Annotated in this window: 20 protein-coding genes; 17 read left to right on the plus strand and 3 right to left on the minus strand. The window is 55.0% G+C overall.

The window, feature by feature from the left end; genetic code table 11:
* Nucleotides 1-8: 8 nt before the first annotated feature.
* Together cysN and cysD are read right to left on the minus strand one after the other, a co-directional pair.
* A complete protein-coding gene (cysN, locus tag PUV54_RS12610) occupies nt 9-1,913 on the minus strand; it encodes a sulfate adenylyltransferase subunit CysN (protein WP_274492617.1) in 1,905 nt (634 codons plus the stop codon).
* Complete coding sequence (gene cysD / locus PUV54_RS12615; protein ID WP_274492618.1) at nt 1,914-3,056, minus strand: sulfate adenylyltransferase subunit CysD; 1,143 nt, start codon at nt 3,054-3,056, stop codon at nt 1,914-1,916.
* 189 nt (nt 3,057-3,245) lie between these two features.
* Here cysD and PUV54_RS12620 point away from each other — a divergent pair, with 189 nt between their 5' ends.
* From PUV54_RS12620 to PUV54_RS12640, 5 genes are read left to right on the plus strand one after another with little or no spacing between them, the layout of a single operon-like run.
* A complete protein-coding gene (locus tag PUV54_RS12620; RefSeq protein WP_274492619.1) occupies nt 3,246-3,815 on the plus strand; it encodes a GbsR/MarR family transcriptional regulator in 570 nt (189 codons plus the stop codon).
* A gap of 28 nt (nt 3,816-3,843) precedes the next feature.
* Nucleotides 3,844-4,347 (plus strand): DUF3429 domain-containing protein, encoded by a 504-nt coding sequence (locus PUV54_RS12625; protein WP_274492620.1) that lies wholly within the window; start codon nt 3,844-3,846, stop codon nt 4,345-4,347.
* The gene (locus PUV54_RS12630; RefSeq protein ID WP_274492621.1) at nt 4,344-4,850 is read left to right on the plus strand and encodes a hypothetical protein; all 507 of its coding nucleotides are present in this window, start codon (nt 4,344-4,346) and stop codon (nt 4,848-4,850) included. Before PUV54_RS12625 ends, PUV54_RS12630 begins: the two co-directional genes overlap by 4 nt.
* A gap of 1 nt (nt 4,851) precedes the next feature.
* Complete coding sequence (locus PUV54_RS12635; RefSeq protein ID WP_274492622.1) at nt 4,852-5,313, plus strand: thiol-disulfide oxidoreductase DCC family protein; 462 nt, start codon at nt 4,852-4,854, stop codon at nt 5,311-5,313.
* 43 nt (nt 5,314-5,356) lie between these two features.
* Nucleotides 5,357-6,106, plus strand: coding sequence for a sulfite exporter TauE/SafE family protein (locus PUV54_RS12640; protein ID WP_274492623.1), 750 nt, complete (start codon nt 5,357-5,359; stop codon nt 6,104-6,106).
* A gap of 12 nt (nt 6,107-6,118) precedes the next feature.
* On the opposite strand, the gene PUV54_RS12645 is transcribed toward PUV54_RS12640, so the two are convergent.
* Complete coding sequence (locus PUV54_RS12645; RefSeq protein ID WP_274492624.1) at nt 6,119-6,916, minus strand: PRC-barrel domain-containing protein; 798 nt, start codon at nt 6,914-6,916, stop codon at nt 6,119-6,121.
* A 251-nt stretch (nt 6,917-7,167) separates the two neighbouring features.
* Here PUV54_RS12645 and PUV54_RS12650 point away from each other — a divergent pair, with 251 nt between their 5' ends.
* The 12 genes from PUV54_RS12650 to PUV54_RS12705 all read left to right on the plus strand — a co-directional run bounded on the left by PUV54_RS12650 (nt 7,168) and on the right by PUV54_RS12705 (nt 18,269).
* Entirely contained in the window at nt 7,168-8,709 is a 1,542-nt protein-coding gene (locus tag PUV54_RS12650; RefSeq protein WP_274492625.1) for an MmgE/PrpD family protein, read from the plus strand.
* A 91-nt stretch (nt 8,710-8,800) separates the two neighbouring features.
* Entirely contained in the window at nt 8,801-9,166 is a 366-nt protein-coding gene (locus tag PUV54_RS12655; protein ID WP_274492626.1) for a GIY-YIG nuclease family protein, read from the plus strand.
* On the plus strand, nt 9,144-9,590 hold the full coding sequence (locus tag PUV54_RS12660) for a nuclear transport factor 2 family protein (RefSeq protein ID WP_274492627.1): 447 nt from the start codon (nt 9,144-9,146) through the stop codon (nt 9,588-9,590). The genes PUV54_RS12655 and PUV54_RS12660 overlap by 23 nt, the downstream gene beginning before the upstream one ends.
* 5 nt (nt 9,591-9,595) lie before the next feature.
* Nucleotides 9,596-10,093, plus strand: a complete 498-nt coding sequence (locus tag PUV54_RS12665) for a nuclear transport factor 2 family protein (RefSeq protein WP_274492628.1) — start codon at nt 9,596-9,598, stop codon at nt 10,091-10,093.
* Nucleotides 10,094-10,124: 31 nt separating this feature from the next.
* Nucleotides 10,125-11,036, plus strand: coding sequence for a methylisocitrate lyase (prpB, locus tag PUV54_RS12670; protein WP_274492629.1), 912 nt, complete (start codon nt 10,125-10,127; stop codon nt 11,034-11,036).
* Nucleotides 11,037-11,092: 56 nt separating this feature from the next.
* On the plus strand, nt 11,093-12,229 hold the full coding sequence (locus PUV54_RS12675) for a bifunctional 2-methylcitrate synthase/citrate synthase (RefSeq protein ID WP_274492630.1): 1,137 nt from the start codon (nt 11,093-11,095) through the stop codon (nt 12,227-12,229).
* An 8-nt stretch (nt 12,230-12,237) separates the two neighbouring features.
* Nucleotides 12,238-12,831 (plus strand): GTP cyclohydrolase I FolE, encoded by a 594-nt coding sequence (folE, locus tag PUV54_RS12680; RefSeq protein WP_274492631.1) that lies wholly within the window; start codon nt 12,238-12,240, stop codon nt 12,829-12,831.
* Between the two features lie 35 nt (nt 12,832-12,866).
* The gene (locus PUV54_RS12685) at nt 12,867-13,643 is read left to right on the plus strand and encodes an enoyl-CoA hydratase (RefSeq protein ID WP_274492632.1); all 777 of its coding nucleotides are present in this window, start codon (nt 12,867-12,869) and stop codon (nt 13,641-13,643) included.
* 27 nt (nt 13,644-13,670) lie between these two features.
* On the plus strand, nt 13,671-15,572 hold the full coding sequence (locus tag PUV54_RS12690) for a cation:proton antiporter (protein ID WP_274492633.1): 1,902 nt from the start codon (nt 13,671-13,673) through the stop codon (nt 15,570-15,572).
* An 84-nt stretch (nt 15,573-15,656) separates the two neighbouring features.
* Nucleotides 15,657-15,827: a hypothetical protein gene (locus PUV54_RS12695; protein ID WP_274492634.1), complete on the plus strand. Its 171-nt coding sequence runs from the start codon at nt 15,657-15,659 to the stop codon at nt 15,825-15,827.
* Nucleotides 15,824-16,567 carry a sensor histidine kinase gene (locus tag PUV54_RS12700; RefSeq protein ID WP_274492635.1) on the plus strand — a complete coding sequence of 248 codons (744 nt, stop codon included), beginning with the start codon at nt 15,824-15,826 and terminating at the stop codon, nt 16,565-16,567. Before PUV54_RS12695 ends, PUV54_RS12700 begins: the two co-directional genes overlap by 4 nt.
* Nucleotides 16,554-18,269 carry an ATP-binding protein gene (locus PUV54_RS12705; RefSeq protein ID WP_274492636.1) on the plus strand — a complete coding sequence of 572 codons (1,716 nt, stop codon included), beginning with the start codon at nt 16,554-16,556 and terminating at the stop codon, nt 18,267-18,269. The genes PUV54_RS12700 and PUV54_RS12705 overlap by 14 nt, the downstream gene beginning before the upstream one ends.
* Nucleotides 18,270-18,298 lie beyond the last annotated feature (29 nt).

The raw sequence follows: 18,298 nt of genomic DNA on the forward strand, positions 1-18,298 counted from the left end.
TAATGCGTTTAGGCGTCGAGATATCCGCTTTGCTGCAAATAGTCGACGATCCGTGTTGCAGCTGCCTCAGCGGCGATTTCTGACGTGTCGAGATCAAGTTCGGGGTTTTCAGGCGGCTGATATTCACTGTCGATGCCGGTGAAGTTCTTGATCTCGCCGCGCCGGGCCTTGGCGTAAAGGCCTTTGACATCGCGCTGTTCGCACACTTCCAGGGGCGTTGAGATGAAGACCTCTATAAACTCGCCATCTTCCAACAGCTCTCGCGCCATGCGGCGTTCGCTCTGGAACGGTGAGATGAAGGATACGAGGACAATCAGGCCGGCGTCGGCCATCAGTTTCGCTGTCTCGCCAACACGGCGGATGTTCTCGACACGGTCAGCGTCGGTGAAGCCAAGGTCCTTGTTCAGACCGTGGCGCACATTATCGCCGTCCAGCGTATATGTATGACGGCCCATGTCATGAAGACGTTTTTCGACAAGGTTTGCAACGGTTGATTTACCGGAACCTGAAAGCCCGGTGAACCACAACACGCAGGGCCGCTGATGCTTTGCGCTTGCGCGTGCTGTTTTGTTAACATCAAGATCCTGCCAGTGAACGTTTTTCGCGCGCCTTAACGAGAAATCGATCATGCCTGCGCCGATAGTGGCGTTGGTTCTGCGGTCAATCAGAACAAACGAACCGGTTCTGCGGTTGTCCTTGTAAGGATCGAAAGCAATCGGTTGTGCAAGACTGAAATTACAAAAACCGACTTCGTTCAGCGCGAGTGTTTTGCCTGACATATGTTCAAGCGTGTTGACGTTCACCTTGTGTTTTAGCTCGGTAACCGTGGCGGGAATAATTCTGTTTGCCGTTTTCAAAAGGTACTGACGGCCGGGATAAAGCGCGTCTTCCGCCATCCATAAAAGGTGAGCGGCGAACTGATCCGTCTGTTCGGCCGGCGCCTTGCCGGCGCAAATGACGTCACCGCGCGAGATATCGATTTCATCTTCAAGTGTCAGGGTAACCGCCATGTCAGGGCGGGCTTCGTCCAGCTGACTGTCATAAGTGACGACGGATTTCACTTTCGAGCGTTTTGCGGAAGGGAGAACAACAATTTCATCGCCCGGTTTCACGGTTCCGCTGGCAAGCGTGCCTGAAAATCCGCGAAAATCGAGATTTGGGCGGTTCACCCATTGCACCGGCAATCTGAACGGCTTGTCCGCCAGGTCGCCGCGCACTTTGACGGTTTCAAGATAAGGCAACAGCGCACAACCCTGATACCAGGGCGTCTCACGGCTTTTACTGGTGACGTTGACACCCTCAAGCGCTGACATGGGGATGCAAGTTATAGTTTCAAAACCGAGGTCTTTGGCAAATTTGCGGTATTCGGCTTCGATTCTGTCGAAAGTGTTTTCGTTGTAATCAACAAGATCCATCTTGTTGATGGCGATAACTACATGATGGATGCCAAGCAAAGAAACGATGTAGCTGTGACGTCGCGTTTGTGTCAGCATACCCTTGCGTGCGTCGATCAGGATGACGGCGAGGTCGGCAGTTGAAGCGCCAGTCGCCATGTTACGCGTATATTGTTCGTGACCCGGCGTGTCGGCGACAATGAATTTGCGCTTTTCCGTTGAAAAGAAACGATAGGCGACATCGATGGTGATGCCTTGCTCGCGTTCGGCGGCAAGTCCGTCGACGAGGAGTGCGAAGTCAATTTTTTCACCTTGCGTGCCGTGCTTTTTCGTGTCGTTTTCGAGAGCCGAAATCTGGTCATCATATAGAAGTTTTGAATCGTAGAGCAGCCGTCCGATCAGTGTCGACTTGCCGTCATCGACGCTGCCGCAGGTGATGAACCGCAGCATGGACTTTCGTTCATGCGCAGCAAGATACTCAATGACGTCGTCGGAGGGTTTCAGGGTCGATACTGACATTTAGAAATACCCTTCCTGCTTTTTTTTCTCCATGGACGCCGCCTGGTCATGATCGATGACCCTGCCCTGACGTTCTGACGTCGTGGCGATCAACATTTCCTGAATGATTTCCGGCAGGGTCGTCGCCTTTGACTTGACCGCACCGGTGAGGGGGTAACATCCGAGCGTGCGGAAGCGGACCATCTCTTCGTTTGGCGCCTCGCCGTTTAGCGGCATTCGGTCGTCATCCACCATGATGATCGCGCCGTCGCGTTCGATCACTGGCCGCTTGGCGGCAAAATACAACGGTACAATGGGAATGCTCTCGCGATAAATATATTGCCAGATGTCAAGTTCGGTCCAGTTGGAGAGCGGAAACACGCGAATGGATTCACCCTGGTCGATGCGCGTATTATAGATATTCCAAAGCTCCGGACGCTGATTTTTTGGATCCCAGCGATGCCCGGCTGAGCGGAAAGAAAATATGCGTTCCTTGGCGCGGGATTTTTCTTCATCACGGCGTGCGCCGCCGAATGCCGCATCGAATTTATACTTATCGAGCGCCTGTTTCAGGGCTTGCGTCTTCATAATGTCGGTATGAACCTGGCTGCCATGCGTGAAAGGCCCAACGCCCTGTTCGACGCCTTCCTGATTAATGTGCACAATGAGATCAAGGCCGAGACGCGCTGCGGTTTCGTCGCGGAATTTGATCATTTCACGGAACTTCCAGGTGGTGTCCACATGCATGAGCGGGAAGGGCGGCTTTGATGGATAAAACGCCTTTACCGCGAGATGCAGCATGACAGCGGAGTCTTTACCGACAGAGTAAAGCATCACCGGGTTTTCCGCCTCGGCCGCTACTTCGCGCATGATGTGGATGGCTTCCGCCTCCAGCCGGTCGAGATGGGTCATGCTGGCCGGTGAAAGAACCGCGGTTGCGTCATGGGGCAGTTGCTCGGCGGGCGCTGGCGCCGCGCCGGTTTCCAATTCGTTCAGCTTGGCGCGAGCGGTTTCCAGCGTCTTCAGAGTGCACTGGCCGCCAGCCTCCAGTCGGGCGATCGCCTTGCCATCGTTGAAAAGCTTTCTGGATACCGTTGAAAGGGTCAGGCCTGATTTTTCAGCGGCCGCCTTTGCTCGGGTCAGTAAAGTATCGATTTCACTCATTTGGGAGATGTCCCACGAATCTGTTTCTAATTAGTCACCTGAAATCACGAATTAACGCCTATTACAAGAATGGGAAGCTACAAATGATGATAAGCATGGGCATTATCCCACAAATGTGACCATATATCCGAAAATACTGCGGCGAGACGCCCCATAGCGTGGGACACAGTGATTTCATATATTTCTGTCATGACAGAAATTACTGATAAAGCGAACTCCCTCAGCCCCGCCATAGAGCGGTTTATTCTGCATTGGGGCGATATGGGCGCGAGCTGGGGCGTCAACCGTTCGGTCGCGCAAATCCATGCGCTGTTGCTGGTCAGCGATAAACCTCTGCATGCGGAGGAGATTGCGAACCAGCTCGGCATGGCGCGCTCCAATGTTTCGAATTCACTGAAAGACCTCACCACGTGGGAGCTTGTGCGCCGCGCGCCGATCAAGGGCGACCGCCGTGATCATTTTATTGCAGAGGGCGATGTCTGGGAAATGGTGTTTCGCATTGTCGAGATGCGCAAAGCTCGGGAGATCGATCCGGCCAAATCAGTATTGAGCCACTGCCTCGACGAAGCGCGTGATGACCCAAAAACGAATGATGCGGCCGTGAAACGCCTTAGCGATATCAAGGAACTGATGGATCTGCTCGATGGCTGGTACGGCCAGCTAAAAGACACGCCGAAGGAAACCTTGCTGCCCTTAATTCGCATGGGCTCCAAAGCGGTCGATTTACTAAAGCCTTTTCTGAAAAAGAAAGCCGAATGAACTGAACTTAAAAGCAGGAGACTGAGCCGTGGCCTATGTCGTTAGCGTTCTAAATCACTCTGGTAAAGAACAAATAGCGGCGCAGAGTTCAGTTAAGACCGGTGCGGCGCAACTCCTGGCGTACCTCGCATCTGCACCGTTGATTGCTGCTGCGCTGATTATTATCAGCACTGATGCTGACGGTGTATACGCCGCGAGCTACGCTATGACGCTATACGGCGCGGCGCTGATCGTTTTCTTCGGCGGCGTCAGATGGGGCGTCGCTATTATGAAAGACGGCGGGCCGACCATGCGCGCGCTGTTGGGCGCCGGGCTGCCGCTTGTGCTGGCGTTGCCTTTGCTTGCGCCAAGTGGCGGTCTCTACTGGAAGTTTCTCGTTATCATGGCGCTGGTGGCGCTTTTGTTGATCGACGATCTAAGGGCTACACGCCGAGGCTCCGGCGCGCCGGAATGGTACCTTGCCGTGCGCCTGCCGCTTACGGTGCTGATCGAACTTGCGTTTCTCATTGCGATTGTCGGAGTGATGAGATGAGTGGTGCTGCACAAAAACTCGAAACCGGCGATAGAATCGGTAACGTAGGGTTTAATCGCAGGGTAACGATATTCTTGATTTTTCTTGTTTTTGGACCTCCAATAGGCGGCTTGATCGCAATTCATGGGTTTCTCTTATACATGATTTTGCAAACAGGACTCTCAGAAGTTTTTCCTGAATTTAAGTTTCAAACCCTGTTAGGTCTCGTTTTGTGGCCGATCTGGGCTTTTATGCTTTCTTTGTACGGATATATATTTGGCGGCATTCAGGCAGGCGTAACGGGATGCATCCTTGCGATAATAGCAGATCGAAATGGTCGATTCAGTTATCAAATAGCGGTTATGGCGACGCTGCCGTCAAGCTTACTCGCCGCAATCCATTTTGGCTTACGGGGAAACGGAGAGCTGTTTTTTGCGGCAATTCTCGCCGGCGTGAGTGTCGCCGCTAGCCTAATTGTTCGGTTTTTATTCCGGAAAAGATTCCAGCCGGTTCGTGGGGTCTGAAATGCAACCGGAAAAATATTCATATCGCGACGATCCGAACGTACCGCCTTTTGACGATTCAAAACCGCTCATCATCTTTGATGGCGTGTGTGTCCTTTGCGCTTCGGGCGTGCAGTTCATGATGAAGCATGACCGGCAAGGTGAAACGAGGTTCGCCGTCATTCAGGATGCGTTGCCGCGTGCCCTTTATAAACATTACGATCTTGATGCGGATACGTTTGACACGTTCATGGTGCTGGCTGACGGCGTGCCGCATTTGCGCTGGCGTGGTGTGTGTAAAGCCGCACGTCTCATGCCCGCGCCGTGGAAATGGCTTGGCGCCCTCGGGCGGCTCGTTCCGGGCGTCATTGGCGACGCCGTTTATGACTTCGTTCAGCGCAATCGCATCGGCTGGTTCGGGTCTCGGGATGTGTGCTTCGTACCCGATGCGGAAACGAAAAAGCGTTTCTTGGCTCGGCTGTGAAGCCATACTAGCGCCGCCACGCCAACTAGCGTAATGGCTCGCCATGGAAATCGAGCTTTGGAAAGTCGCGTTACTGTTCGCCGCCGGCATTGCGTCGGGGTGGATCAACGTGCTGGCGGGCGGCGGCTCGATCCTCTCCGTACCGATCATGGTGTTCATGGGGCTCCCCGGCCCGGTGGCGAACGGCACCAACCGCATAGGCATCATCGCCCAGAACATCGCGTCGGTAACGACGTTTTTCCGCAAGGGATTTTCGGACTTCAAACTGAGCGCATCGCTGGCGGCGTGCGCGAGCGTCGGCGCCTTCTTTGGCGCTAATGTGGGCGTCAAGCTTGATGGCGTCTGGTTTGAACGCACGCTGGCGCTCATCATGCTCGGCATTCTCATCATCATGATGACTGGCGCGGGGCAAAAGCCGGCGGATCAAAACGGCAAGGCGCGCAATCTTGTGCTCGGGCACGTTCTTTTTATCGGCGCGGGGTTCTGGGGCGGGTTCATTCAGATCGGCGTCGGCCTAATCCAGATCCCCATTCTTAACCGCGTCATGGGGTTGGATCTCGTCCGCTGCAACATGCACAAGGTTTTTATCGCGCTTGTGTTCTCGCTCGTCTCGCTGGCCGTATTCGCCGCGAATGTTGAGATCGCCTGGACGTTTGGTTTCGCCTTGGCGGCGGGACACTTTATTGGCGGTTGGCTTGGCGCGAGTTCCGCCGTGGCGAAGGGCGAGGCGTTGATCAAAAAGGTCTTTTACCTCGCTCTTGTCGCCATGGCGGTGAAGCTGCTGTTCTTTTAGCGCTCGTGCTGGTTACCGATATTCGAAAGTCGGCAGCGTATCGAGGTCGGGAGCGTTATCAGCAAGACGCAAGTCGCCCGATCCGCCATCCATTGTAATTAGCGCTGAATCAATACTCACGAGACGATTTCCGATCGCGCCGAGGCCGCCAACGGAGACAATTAACTCGCCCCAATGACCGGGCATGCCAAACACAATATCAAACGGGTCGGCAATCTCGTCGCCATTGGAATTCACGATCGAACGATCAAGGAATCTGTTCACGCTCATGAGATTGCCGGGGTTGATAACGCCGTCAGTTGGTTCAAACGCAAGTGAGTCTGTCATCTGACGCAGTTCGCCTTCGGCAATTTCCGCCGTGATGATCATCTCGCCGTCAGCGGCGACAGCGAAATCAAACCTGTCGGCGCCAATGATGGCATTATCACCGCCAAGACCTAAAAATGCGCCGTCACGAATAACGACAGCGCGCAAATGACGAGTGTCCGAGAATAATAGATCATCGATAACGGCCAGCGCCTTGCCGTTTCGATCGCGGACCGAAGCGCCAATAATATTGCGCGCGGTGAAACCTTTGGCGTTCGATTGCGACAGCTCATTTTCAGCCATGTCTGCCGCGTCGCGCGCCGCGTCATTAACAGCGGCGGAAATTTCTTCGCCGGCGTCTTCCAGCGTGTCCGTTGTGTCGTCTGCTGCTTCTTCGGCGATGTCTCCGGGCTTTGGCTCATTCGGCGAGGCGTTATCCTGTCCGCAGGCTGCAACAGATAAGGCGAACAGGGATGCGGTCGAAAGGGCGATCATGTTTTTCATGGTTCGGCTCCATTTGCTTTGCATCCTTGAACACGCTTCTGCCGGAAAGGTTCTGGATACCCCCGAGGCAGCCTCAGTTCTATCAGGCGAAATTGCTTTAACTGACTGAAAAGAAAGAGAAAGTTTTCCAGAGGCGGTTTGCCGCCGGTTTCCCCGGGTGGACAGGCTGTCGCAGCGGGGAGTAGGAGAACGCCAAGTTTGTTGCGGCGCACGCGCGCCGCCTTTCCGTCATTCGAAAAAGGACCCCTTGCATGATCACGCATGACGTTCGCGCGCACCGTTCCAAAGACAATCTGAAACGCGAAGACCAGCTTGCCTGGAAAATCGCCGAAGTCGCCGCCGACCCGGTCGAGGTCGATGCCGAAGCGACCGACATGATCATCAACCGTATTATCGACAACGCGTCCGTTGGCATCGCATCACTCAATCGCGGGCCGATCAAATCAGCACGCGCTATGGCGAACGCGCATATGCGTTCGGGCGGCGCAAGCTTGTTCGGCCTGCCTGCGGATCATACGGTTTGCGCTGAATGGGCGGCATGGGCCAACGGTACAGCTGTGCGCGAGCTTGATTTTCACGACACGTTTCTCGCTGCGGATTACTCACACCCGGGCGATAACATTCCGCCGGTGCTCGCTGTGGCGCAGCAGTGCGGCAAGGACGGCAAGGCGCTTCTTCGCGGCATTGCCACAGGTTACGAAATTCAGGTCAATCTGGTGAAGGCGATCTGCCTGCACGAACACAAGATCGACCACATTGCTCATATCGGACCGTCAGCGTCAGCGGCGGTCGGTACGCTGCTTGGTCTTGATACGGAGGTTATTTATCAGTCTGTGCAGCAAGGCTTGCACACCACAGTCACCACGCGCCAGTCGCGTAAAGGTGAGATTTCTACATGGAAGGCGTTTGCACCGGCCTATGCGGGCAAGCTCGCCATCGAGGCGGTTGACCGCTGCATGCGGGGCGAGGGTGCGCCATCGCCGATTTATGAAGGCGAAGACTCGGTGATCGCCTATATCCTCAACGGCCGAACCGCGCGGGACAAGGGCGAGAGCCCGTATGAGCCGGCCTATCACGTGCCGTTACCGGGCAAGGGCGAGGCGAAGCGCGCGATCCTCGAGACATATACAAAGGAGCACTCGGCTGAATATCAGTCACAAGCGCTGATCGACCTCGCCTTCCGCATGGGCAAGGAGGTCGAAGGGCGTGGCGGCTTTGATAAAGTGAAGTCGATCGTTCTGCACACGTCGCATCACACGCATTACGTTATCGGCACCGGTTCGGGCGATCCGCAGAAGATGGATCCGAATGCGTCGCGCGAAACGCTCGATCACTCGATCATGTATATTTTCGCAGTCGCGCTGCAGGACGGCGAATGGCATCATGTCCGCTCCTACGCGCCGGAACGCGCCAAGCGCGAAGATACGGTGCGGTTGTGGCACAAGATTTCGACGGTGGAAGACCCCGAATGGACGCGGCGTTATCACTCTCACGATCCGAATGAAAAAGCCTTTGGCGCCAAGGTCGTGGTGACGTTCGAAGACGGTTCAGAACTCGTTGACGAACTCGGAATCGCCAATGCGCATCCGTTTGGCGCGCGCCCCTTCGCCCGGGCGGAGTATATCAACAAGTTCAAGACACTGACCGACGACATTCTTGATGCATCTGAGTCGGCGCGCTTCCTCGATCTTGTTCAGCAATTGCCTGACCTTTCAGCGGAGCAGGTGAAGCAGCTCAATCCCGTCGCGCCGAATGGTTATCTGGTCGAGAACTCGGCGAAGGGGATTTTTTAAAGTTGTATAGAAATTACCGCATACTCCACCCTCATCCTGAGGAGCCATTTCCGGATCGAATCCGGCAATGGCGTCGCGAAGGATCGGCTGCATGCGCGTAGTGGGGTTTGTTTACATGCTGCAATGTGCAGATGGTAGTTACTATGTCGGCTCACATCGAGGCGATGACGTTGACACTAGGATTCAGCAACACAATGAAGGCATAAACACACATTCCTACACATTTCGCAGACGTCCCGTCGAACTCGTTTGGAGCGACTGCTTTTATCGATTTGACGAACTGGTTGCCTGCGAAAGGCAGATCAAAGGGTGGAGCCGGGCGAAAAAAGAGGCGCTAATTCGTGGCGACCGCGCTGCATTAAAAGAATTGTCGGCACGTGGGGTGAAATTGCCGGATGTCGCCGATCCTTCGCGACGGATTGATCATTCGATGAATGATCAATCCTCCTCAGGATGAGGTAGAGGTTGTAGTGATGCACACAGAAACACTGACCCGCTGGCACGAGATGGTCGCCGCCCGTGACCTCTCAAAAGTCGGTGAGATCACGCGCGAAGACGTGGTGTTCCGTTCGCCTGTGGCGCATACGCCCTATCATGGGCGTGATGCGTTATCGCTGGCATTGAACACAGTCTTGAACGTGTTTGAAGGTTTCACCTATCACCGCGAATTCGCTACTAACGATGGCAAGGATGTCGTGCTGGAGTTCAGCGCCCATGTGGGCGGTAAACAATTGAAAGGCGCTGACTTCATCAAGTTCGATGACGATGGAATGATCGCCGAGTTCGAAGTGATGATCCGTCCGGCCTCCGGCCTGATGGCGCTTGGGCAGGCTATGGGCGAGCGCATTGGCGGCGAGCTGCCAAAATACAAGGCGACATGACAATTATGAAAATGAGACTCTTGGTTTCTGTTCTTGCTTTCTTCGCTTCGGTTGCTTGCTCGAGCCCATCGGATAGCACGCAGTATAACCCGCTCGATCGGGAAGCAGCATTAGAAGAGATCAACGCCGTTCGCGCGCAGTTTGAAAAAGTCATTGCTGATGGCGATATGGCTGCGCTGGGTGCGCTGGTCTATCCATCAACAATTATGGTTCAGCCTGGGTCTGCAGACTGGAAGGCGATGCAGGAGAACGCTGGCGGTGCGCCGTTCGCACCGGGCGCGACAATAAAAATTACGCCTCTCGAGACCGTCATTATGAATGCGGAATGGGCCTATGATTATGGCGCATCCGTTGTGACCTATCCCGATCCCTCGACAGGAGATGAAATTGTTCTTCGTGATACTTATCTGCTCATCTTGAAGAACGAAGGCGATGGCTGGAAGCCGTTTCGCGAAGTCGCCAGCGCAACCCCGCCGCCAGGCGGGTGGCCGCAAGCTGAATAATCAGCGTTTCTTTAGAATGAAAGATTAGACGATGCTCTTCACCAAAAAATCCGCCGCTGAAAAACGCGCAGACTTTAGAAAAGGTCTCGCCTCAGGAAAGCTGCTTCAGTTTCCGGGCGCGTTTAACCCGCTCTGCGCCCAGATGATTGAAGGCAAGGGTTTTGACGGCGTTTATATTTCCGGCGCTGTCATGTCTGCCGATCTTTGCCTGCCGGATATCGGCATCGCTACCATGACGGAGTTCGTCGAACGTGGACAACAGATTGCTCGCGTAACCGATCTTCCGGCATTCATCGATATCGACACCGGCTTCGGCGAGCCCATGGCGGCGGCGCGCACTGTGCGTTCGATGGAAGAGGCAGGTCTCGCCGGTTGCCACATCGAAGATCAGGTCATGCCGAAACGTTGCGGGCATCTCGACGGCAAGGAGATCGTCCCGACGGAAATCATGATCCAGCGGGTAAAAGCAGCGGCCGAAGCCAAGCGCGACCCGAATTTCGTCTTGATCGCCCGTTCCGATGCGCGCGCCGTCGAAGGTCTCGACAGCGCCATCGACCGGATGAAAGCCTATGTGGACGCCGGCGCCGACATGATTTTTCCGGAAGCGATGAAGTCGGAAAAAGAGTTTGAAGCAGTGCGAGAGGCGCTCGATGTGCCGATCCTCGCTAACATGACGGAGTTCGGCAAGTCGCGTTTGCTCAATAAAAAAGAACTCGAAGATCTCGGTTTCAACGTAGTGATCTATCCGGTCACGACCTTGCGCCTCGCTATGGGCGCCTGCGATGTGGGGCTCGACCGCATTCTAAAAGACGGCGACCAGAACGGCATTCTCGACATCATGCAGCACCGGCGTGATCTCTACGATCTCTTACGCTATCACGACTACAACAAATTCGATGAGTCGATTTACAATTTCCAGGTTAGCGATACGCCGCTGGAATAACCATATCTCGCCTTCGATGCGCGACAACGAAACTGTACGGCAGGAGAAGAAACGACATGACGGATACGGATATCAAATACGGCCTGGCTGGCGTGGTGACCGACGACACAGCGGTGTCAAAAGTGATGCCGGAGACGAATTCGCTCACCTATCGCGGATACGCGGTGCAGGATCTGGCGACGCAGTGCCGGTTTGAAGAAACGGCTTATCTGATCTGGAATGGTGAACTGCCATCGCAGAGCCAGCTTGATGAATTCAAGGCAATGGAACGCGCACAGCGGGGCATTTCCAAGGACCTCATCGACGTCATGCGCAAATTCCCCAAAGGCGCGCACCCGATGGCGACCTTGCGTACAGCCGTCAGCTTTCTCGGCCTGGAAGATAAAGAGATTGAAGATCACGCTACGGACAAGCTCTATGAGCGTGCTATCAGCATGTATGCAAAAATCCCGGAAATTGTTGCTGCCGATTATCGTCTGCGCAATGGTAAAGAACCAATTGCGCCAATGAAAGACCTCGGCTTCTCCGAAAACTTCTTCCACATGTGTTTCGGCGAGGTGCCGGCGCCTGAAACCGTAAAGTGCTTCGACATTTCAATGACGCTTTATGCGGAACATTCGTTTAATGCGTCGACATTTACAGCGCGCGTCATCGCCTCGTCACTCTCCGGCATTTATTCCGCCGTAACTGGCGCCATCGGTTCGCTCAAAGGCCCGCTTCATGGCGGCGCTAACGAGGCGGTCATGCACATGCTGAAAGAAGTCGGCACGGCGGAAAACGCCAAGGCGTGGATGCTCGATGCGCTTGCGACCAAGAAAAAAATCATGGGCTTTGGTCACCGGGTTTACCGTTCCGGCGACAGCCGCGTGCCGACCATGACGGATGCTTACAAAAAGATGGTCGACATCATTGGCACTGATGAAGCGAAGATGTATTGGGAAATGAGTAAAACTCTTGATGAGACCATGGTGTCTGAAAAGGGCATTTATCCTAATCTCGATTTCCCGGCAGGTCCGGCGTATTACCTGATGGGTTTTGAGATCCCCATGTTCACGCCGATTTTCGTGATGAGCCGGATTACCGGTTGGACCGCCCATATCATGGAACAGCTCGGCGATAACAAGTTGATCCGGCCGCTTTCTAACTATACAGGTCCTGCCCAGCGCGATGTGACGCCTATTAACGCGCGATAGGAGCCTTGATGGCTGGACAGCCGCGAGAAAGAACGGATGAAGAGCGCGCACGCGCCCTGGAGGCTGTGCGCGAACTCATCCGCTGGATCGGCGATGACCCGAAGCGGGAAGGCCTGAAAGATACGCCCCGGCGGGTAGTCGATGCATTCCTTGAGTATTTTCAGGGCTATGAAGAATGTCCCGAAACGTACCTGCAGCGAACTTTTGAACAGGTCGGCGGGTATGACGAAATCGTTCTGTTAAAAGACATTCCGTTTCATTCCCATTGTGAACACCATATGGCGCCAATCATCGGCAAGGCGCATGTGGCGTATCTGCCAACGGATAAAGTCGTCGGGATATCAAAACTCGCGCGCGTTGTTCAGGCTTATGCAAGGCGGTTGCAGGTGCAAGAACGGCTGACTGCCGAAATCGCCGATTGCATTCAGAAGGTGCTGGAACCACAGGGCGTAGCAGTGGTTATTGAGGCGTCACACGCATGCATGACTGCGCGCGGCGTTAATACACCCGGTGTTTCCATGACCACTAGCCGGATGATGGGCGTCTTTCGTGAAGACCACAAAGCGCGCGAAGAACTGATGAAACTGATTGTGATCAAATGATCGCTTCTGGCGGTCGTGCTGGTTAGGAAAGAACTATGGCTTACGAATGCATTCTTACTGAAACTGACGGCAATGTCGGCATCATTACATTAAACAGGCCAGATGCGCTCAACGCGTTTAACAAACAGCTCATGGACGAAGTCACCGAAGCGGTGAAAGCGTTCGAAGCGGATGATGCGATTGGCTGCATGGTGCTGACCGGATCGGAAAAGGCGTTCGCCGCTGGCGCCGACATCAAGGAAATGGCGTCCAAAGATTATATCGACGTCATGCGTGAAGAATTCATCACTGCAAATTGGGAAGAAGTGACCCGCACGCGCAAGCCGGTGATTGCTGCTGTCGCTGGTTATGCTCTTGGCGGCGGCTGCGAACTTGCCCTGATGTGCGACTTCATCATCGCCGGCGACAATGCAAAGTTTGGTCAGCCGGAAATTTCCATCGGCGCTATGCCAGGCGCCGGGGGCACGCAGCGACTGGCGCGTTTTATCGGCAAGTCCAAGGCTATGGAAATGTGCTTGACCGGCCGCATGATGGACGCGGAAGAAGCTGAACGCTGCGGCCTTGTCAGCCGGATCGTGCCTAAAGGCGAACTCCGTGAAGAAGCAATTCGCGTTGCAAAACAGATCGCCGGTTTTTCCCGCCCGATCACGTTGTTGACCAAAGAAGCCGTCAACCGCGCCTATGAAACGACGCTGTCTGAAGGCGTCAGATTTGAACGGCGCGTATTCCATTCGGTCTATGCATTTGATGACCAAAAAGAGGGGATGGCCGCTTTCCTCGAAAAACGTAAACCGGTTTTCAAAAACAAATAACACGCTAGCGCCTGCGGCGGAGTCAAAATGGATAATCTCGTACTTGCCTTCGCCATTATCGGCGCGCTCGGAATCGGCGCGCAATGGCTGGCGTGGCGTTTGAACTTTCCCGCTATCGTGCTGATGGCGATTGCGGGCGTTCTTGCGGGACCGGTCCTGCAAATTTTCTCCGCGCCTGATGCCGCGCCCGGCACGCCGCCTATGGAGGCGTTGTTCGGCGAGTTCTACCGCCCGATTATCGCCGTCGCAGTTGCTGTTATTCTTTTTGAAGGCGGACTGCAGCTTAATTTTTCCGAACTGCGCGGACTGACGCGGGGTGTGAGGCGGCTGGTGTTTCCCGGCGTGCCTATTGCCTGGTTTCTAGGTGCTGCGACGACCTATCTGATCGCCGGCCTGTCATGGCAGGTATCCCTTTTGTTTGGCGGGATCATGGTTGTGACCGGACCGACAGTGATCATTCCACTGTTGCGGCAATCAAAACTGAATCCGCGCCCGGCGACCCTGTTGAAGTGGGAAGGGATTGTTAACGACCCAATCGGCGCGCTCCTCGCAGTCGTCGTTTACGAGTTTCTGGTGATTGGCGAACATGGCGGCACCTCCGGAGAAATTATCAGCTCACTCATTCTGGCGGCGCTTTTGGCGGGCGGGCTTGGTTATGCGTTCGGCAAGTTTGTGACTGCTACTTTCCGGCGCGGTCTGGTGCCGGAATACTTAAAGCCGCCGGTGTTGCTGACGCTTGTGTTGATATGTTTCGAGCTTGCCAACTTGTTGCAACACGAAGCTGGCTTGCTGTCTGTAACTGCCATGGGTGTCACGCTTGCCAACGCGAAAATCGCCAGCATCAACGAACTAAGATTATTCAAGGAGAACATTACTGTTCTTCTTGTGTCGGGCGTGTTTGTTATTCTGACGGCCAACCTGACGGTTCAGTCTATCGGCGCGCTCGATTGGTCGATCTTCTGGTTCCTGGCCGCGATGCTGTTTGTCGTGCGTCCACTGACGGTTTTCATCTCGACTATAGGTTCCGGACTTCCATGGAAGGAACGATTGCTGGTCGCATGGATTGCGCCGCGCGGTATCGTCGCCGTTGCAGTGTCGAGTTTTTTCGGCGCGTCGCTTATGGCCGAAGGATATATGGATGGCGGCAAGCTCATCCCGCTTGCGTTTGGCATGGTGTTCGCCACCGTCGTGCTGCATGGATTTACGATTACGCCGCTGGCGAAGTGGCTGGGGCTGGCGTCGCGTGAACGTCCTGGCGTACTTATAGTCGGCGCGTCGCCATTTTCAGCCGCGCTTGCCGCAAAACTGAAAGAAATGGAAGTGCCGGTAATGGTCGCTGACACAAGCTGGCGGCGATTGAAACCCGCACGACTCGCCAGTGTCGAAACCTACTACGGTGAGATATTGTCGGAGGTGACGGAACATCATCTCGACCTCAATCGGTACGGTTATCTGCTGGCGCTAGGCGGCAACGAATCTCACAATGCGCTAGTGGCGACAGACCTTGCCCCGGAACTTGGGCGCGCTGCGATCTATCAGGTCAATGCGCGCGGCAAGGAAGAAGATGACCGCAAGGCGTTATCTTATACCTTGCAGGGCCGCACATTCCTCCATTCAGGTGCTGCGCTGGACGAGCTTCTGCGCCGTCATTACAGCGGATGGATTTTTCAACGAACGAAGCTATCAGAAGAGTATCCGCCGGAACAATATAAAAAAGATCTCGGTGCCGAGCATGAAATTGTGTTGCTGATCAGGAAAGGCGTGATTACGTTTGCTTCCCGGGAAGTTCCAGTGAAGCCTGAAATCGGTGACACGGTGCTGGCTTATATTCCGAAGCCGCCGGACAAAAAGCCCGCAGAAAAATCAAAAGCAGACGGTGAAAAGCCGAAGGAAACTGGCGAAGCGAAGACCGAAAGCTCGAGTGTTTAACAAGACGTAAACACGATTTCCCGCCCTAATGCTTAACGGCGCATTAGCGCTTATTCCCGTAATGTTTCGTCGGGATAAGAACTTATGCGCGCGCAAAAACCTTTTCAGGCTGCGCAGGGCTCGCGCCTTGCTGATTATGCTTCCCGTATGGGCGAGGCGCTGGTGCGCCGTCGCGCCGAACTGGAAGCGCGGGCGGCGCGCGCGTTGAGGCGGAAACCGCGATCAAGGCGCGATCCGAATTTCTGGCGAATATGAACCATGAACTTCGAACGCCGCTGAATGCGATTATCGGCTTTGCGACTATGCTGCGCGACAGTGAAGATTATGAGCTTGGCGCGGATCAGCGCGTTACCTACGCTGAATATATTCTTCAGTCTGCCGATTTGCTGTTGGGGCACATCAATACGCTGCTGGATGTCGCGGCGCTCGATAGCGGCAAGGTTGAGCTGAACAGCGACGTGATTGATTTCAGCACGCTCCTGAACGACGCCATCAATCGCGTGCTGGTGCGGGCTGAGGCTGCTGGGGTCGCCATAGAGCGGCTAGAGGGCGATGCGGACGTGCTCGGCTGGGGTGATGCGGACCGTATCGGCCAGGCTACTGATCATTTGTTGCATACCGCCGTTAAAATGAGCGAGGAGGGCGGCAAGGTGCTGGTCCGTGTCTCGCAGACAGACAAGGGTTGGGCCGAAATCGCTATTCGTGATGAGGGTGACGGCCTCAGTAATGAAGAGCTGTACGAGGCGCTGGAAGTTTTCAATGAAACCCTGCGCGGCCTTGATCGCTCATGGATGGGGCCGGGTGTTGGCTACGCCATCGCGAAAACATTCGTCGAAATGCAAGGCGGGCGTTTCAGCATTGAGAGTCGTCTGGACGAGGGGACGCTTGTCCAGATCGCGCTGCCGCCGCCAAATATAGACGTCAAACCAATCGAAGACTCTGAACAAGACGAGACTGAACAAACCATGCCGGAGAGAAAGAATGACGCCGCCTAGCAAGAGCGCAAAAAAATCACCCTTCTCACGGAAGGGGGCTGCGGCGCCAACCGCTGAAGCATTTGACATGGCGTTTCAGGATAAGCCCCGTGTCGGTTCGGTGGTATCTGTCACCGGTTCCCACGCGCTGGTCATGCTGGATGAAGACAAGCCGGGCGATGATCGCGCGTCACGGCCGCAGCTCGGCGCAATCATGAGCGTCGACGCCGGCGCATCAATTGTACTGGGTCTCGTCTCCGCCATGAGCAACCCGGCGCCAAGCCTCGACCCGTCCGTTCCTGATATGCGGATTATTGAAATCGAACTGATCGGCGAGTTCACCAAGCCGACAATCAACGCTCCGGCGCGGTTTAAAAGAGGTGTCTCATCTTACCCGACACTTGGCGACAATGTGCATGTGGCGACGCGCGACGAATTGACGGCGCTTTTCTCTGTAAATGGGGCCGCCAGCGTGCGCGTGGGTGTTGTGAAGCAGGATGCGCAAATCCCGGCGACGGTGAATGTGGATGAAATCTTCTCCCGCCACTGCGCCATACTGGGCACTACAGGCGCCGGCAAATCCTGTGCCGTCGCCTTGCTGCTTCGTGCTGTCCTGCAGCGCTTTCCTCACGCTCATATCGTCATACTCGATCCGCATAATGAATATGGGAAAAGTTTCGATGGTCGCACCGTTGTGTTCGATCCGCAGAGTTTTTCATTACCTTATTGGATGCTGACATTCGATGAACTTGTGGAGGTGTTGTATCCTGGCCGCTCGCGCGATTCAGAAGAAATCGAAATTCTCGCCGATCTGTTGCCTGCAGCGAAGAAAATGAATCTTGGCGCTGCCGGGCGTGGCGGACGCCTGCGTACGGACTCAACAGCGATCACGGTCGATACGCCAATCCCTTACCGGATTTCAGAACTACTCGGCCTGATTGATAAAGCGCTTGGCGGGCTTGATGGCGCCCGCAATGGCGCGCCTTACAAACGCCTGCGCAGCCGTATTTACACGATCAGTCAGGATGCTCGCTACGCGTTCATGTTCGGCGGGCTGACAGTTCAGGATACGCTAAAGTCTATGCTGAGCGATTTGTTTCGGATCCCGGCGGACGGGCAACCGATCAGCGTAATTGAGCTTGGCGGTTTACCGGCAGACGTGGTGCAGGTTGTTGTTTCAGTGGTGTCGCGCCTGGCGTTTGAATTCGGTTTATGGAGCAAGGGCGCCGCGCCCATCGCGCTTGTTTGTGAAGATGCGCACCGTTACGCACCCGCCGACCCGAACGAAGGCTTTGCGCCGACGCGCCGTTCGCTCATCCGTATTGCGAAAGAGGGCCGCAAGACCGGCGTTTCGCTATGGGTCGCGTCGCAACGCCCAACGGAGCTTGACCCAACGATCCTTTCCCAATGCAATACCATCTTCGCCATGCGTCTTGCGAATCAGGCCGATCAGGAGGCGTTGCGCGCCGCCGTGCCTGACGCATCGACTAGCCTTTTAAGCTGCCTGCCGTCGCTAGGTTTGGGCGAAGCCATCGCCGTGGGTGAAGGCGTACCGATGCCGACGCGTATTCGCTTCGATGCGCTGCCAGGTAATGCGGTGCCGCGCAGCCTCACCGCGTGTTTCACCGACGGCTGGTCGGTCGAAATCGAGGACAACAGCTTCATCGACCGCATTGTCGAACAATGGCGCGCCCAGAGGATGCTGACGCCTGATTTAGAGTAGGTGGTTTCAGTTTCGCATTATGCTATCGT

The organism is Hyphococcus flavus (genome assembly GCF_028748065.1).
GTDB lineage: Bacteria > Pseudomonadota > Alphaproteobacteria > Caulobacterales > Parvularculaceae > Hyphococcus > Hyphococcus flavus.

Coding starts and splice junctions, on each gene's coding strand:
- cysN (WP_274492617.1), bottom strand. CDS start 1,913: ATGTCAGTATCGACCCTGAAACCCTCCGACGACGTCATTGAGTATCTT.
- cysD (WP_274492618.1), bottom strand. CDS start 3,056: ATGAGTGAAATCGATACTTTACTGACCCGAGCAAAGGCGGCCGCTGAA.
- PUV54_RS12620 (WP_274492619.1), top strand. CDS start 3,246: ATGACAGAAATTACTGATAAAGCGAACTCCCTCAGCCCCGCCATAGAG.
- PUV54_RS12630 (WP_274492621.1), top strand. CDS start 4,344: ATGAGTGGTGCTGCACAAAAACTCGAAACCGGCGATAGAATCGGTAAC.
- PUV54_RS12635 (WP_274492622.1), top strand. CDS start 4,852: ATGCAACCGGAAAAATATTCATATCGCGACGATCCGAACGTACCGCCT.
- PUV54_RS12640 (WP_274492623.1), top strand. CDS start 5,357: ATGGAAATCGAGCTTTGGAAAGTCGCGTTACTGTTCGCCGCCGGCATT.
- PUV54_RS12645 (WP_274492624.1), bottom strand. CDS start 6,916: ATGAAAAACATGATCGCCCTTTCGACCGCATCCCTGTTCGCCTTATCT.
- PUV54_RS12650 (WP_274492625.1), top strand. CDS start 7,168: ATGATCACGCATGACGTTCGCGCGCACCGTTCCAAAGACAATCTGAAA.
- PUV54_RS12655 (WP_274492626.1), top strand. CDS start 8,801: ATGCGCGTAGTGGGGTTTGTTTACATGCTGCAATGTGCAGATGGTAGT.
- PUV54_RS12660 (WP_274492627.1), top strand. CDS start 9,144: ATGATCAATCCTCCTCAGGATGAGGTAGAGGTTGTAGTGATGCACACA.
- PUV54_RS12665 (WP_274492628.1), top strand. CDS start 9,596: ATGAAAATGAGACTCTTGGTTTCTGTTCTTGCTTTCTTCGCTTCGGTT.
- prpB (WP_274492629.1), top strand. CDS start 10,125: ATGCTCTTCACCAAAAAATCCGCCGCTGAAAAACGCGCAGACTTTAGA.
- PUV54_RS12675 (WP_274492630.1), top strand. CDS start 11,093: ATGACGGATACGGATATCAAATACGGCCTGGCTGGCGTGGTGACCGAC.
- folE (WP_274492631.1), top strand. CDS start 12,238: ATGGCTGGACAGCCGCGAGAAAGAACGGATGAAGAGCGCGCACGCGCC.
- PUV54_RS12685 (WP_274492632.1), top strand. CDS start 12,867: ATGGCTTACGAATGCATTCTTACTGAAACTGACGGCAATGTCGGCATC.
- PUV54_RS12690 (WP_274492633.1), top strand. CDS start 13,671: ATGGATAATCTCGTACTTGCCTTCGCCATTATCGGCGCGCTCGGAATC.
- PUV54_RS12695 (WP_274492634.1), top strand. CDS start 15,657: ATGCGCGCGCAAAAACCTTTTCAGGCTGCGCAGGGCTCGCGCCTTGCT.
- PUV54_RS12700 (WP_274492635.1), top strand. CDS start 15,824: ATGAACCATGAACTTCGAACGCCGCTGAATGCGATTATCGGCTTTGCG.
- PUV54_RS12705 (WP_274492636.1), top strand. CDS start 16,554: ATGACGCCGCCTAGCAAGAGCGCAAAAAAATCACCCTTCTCACGGAAG.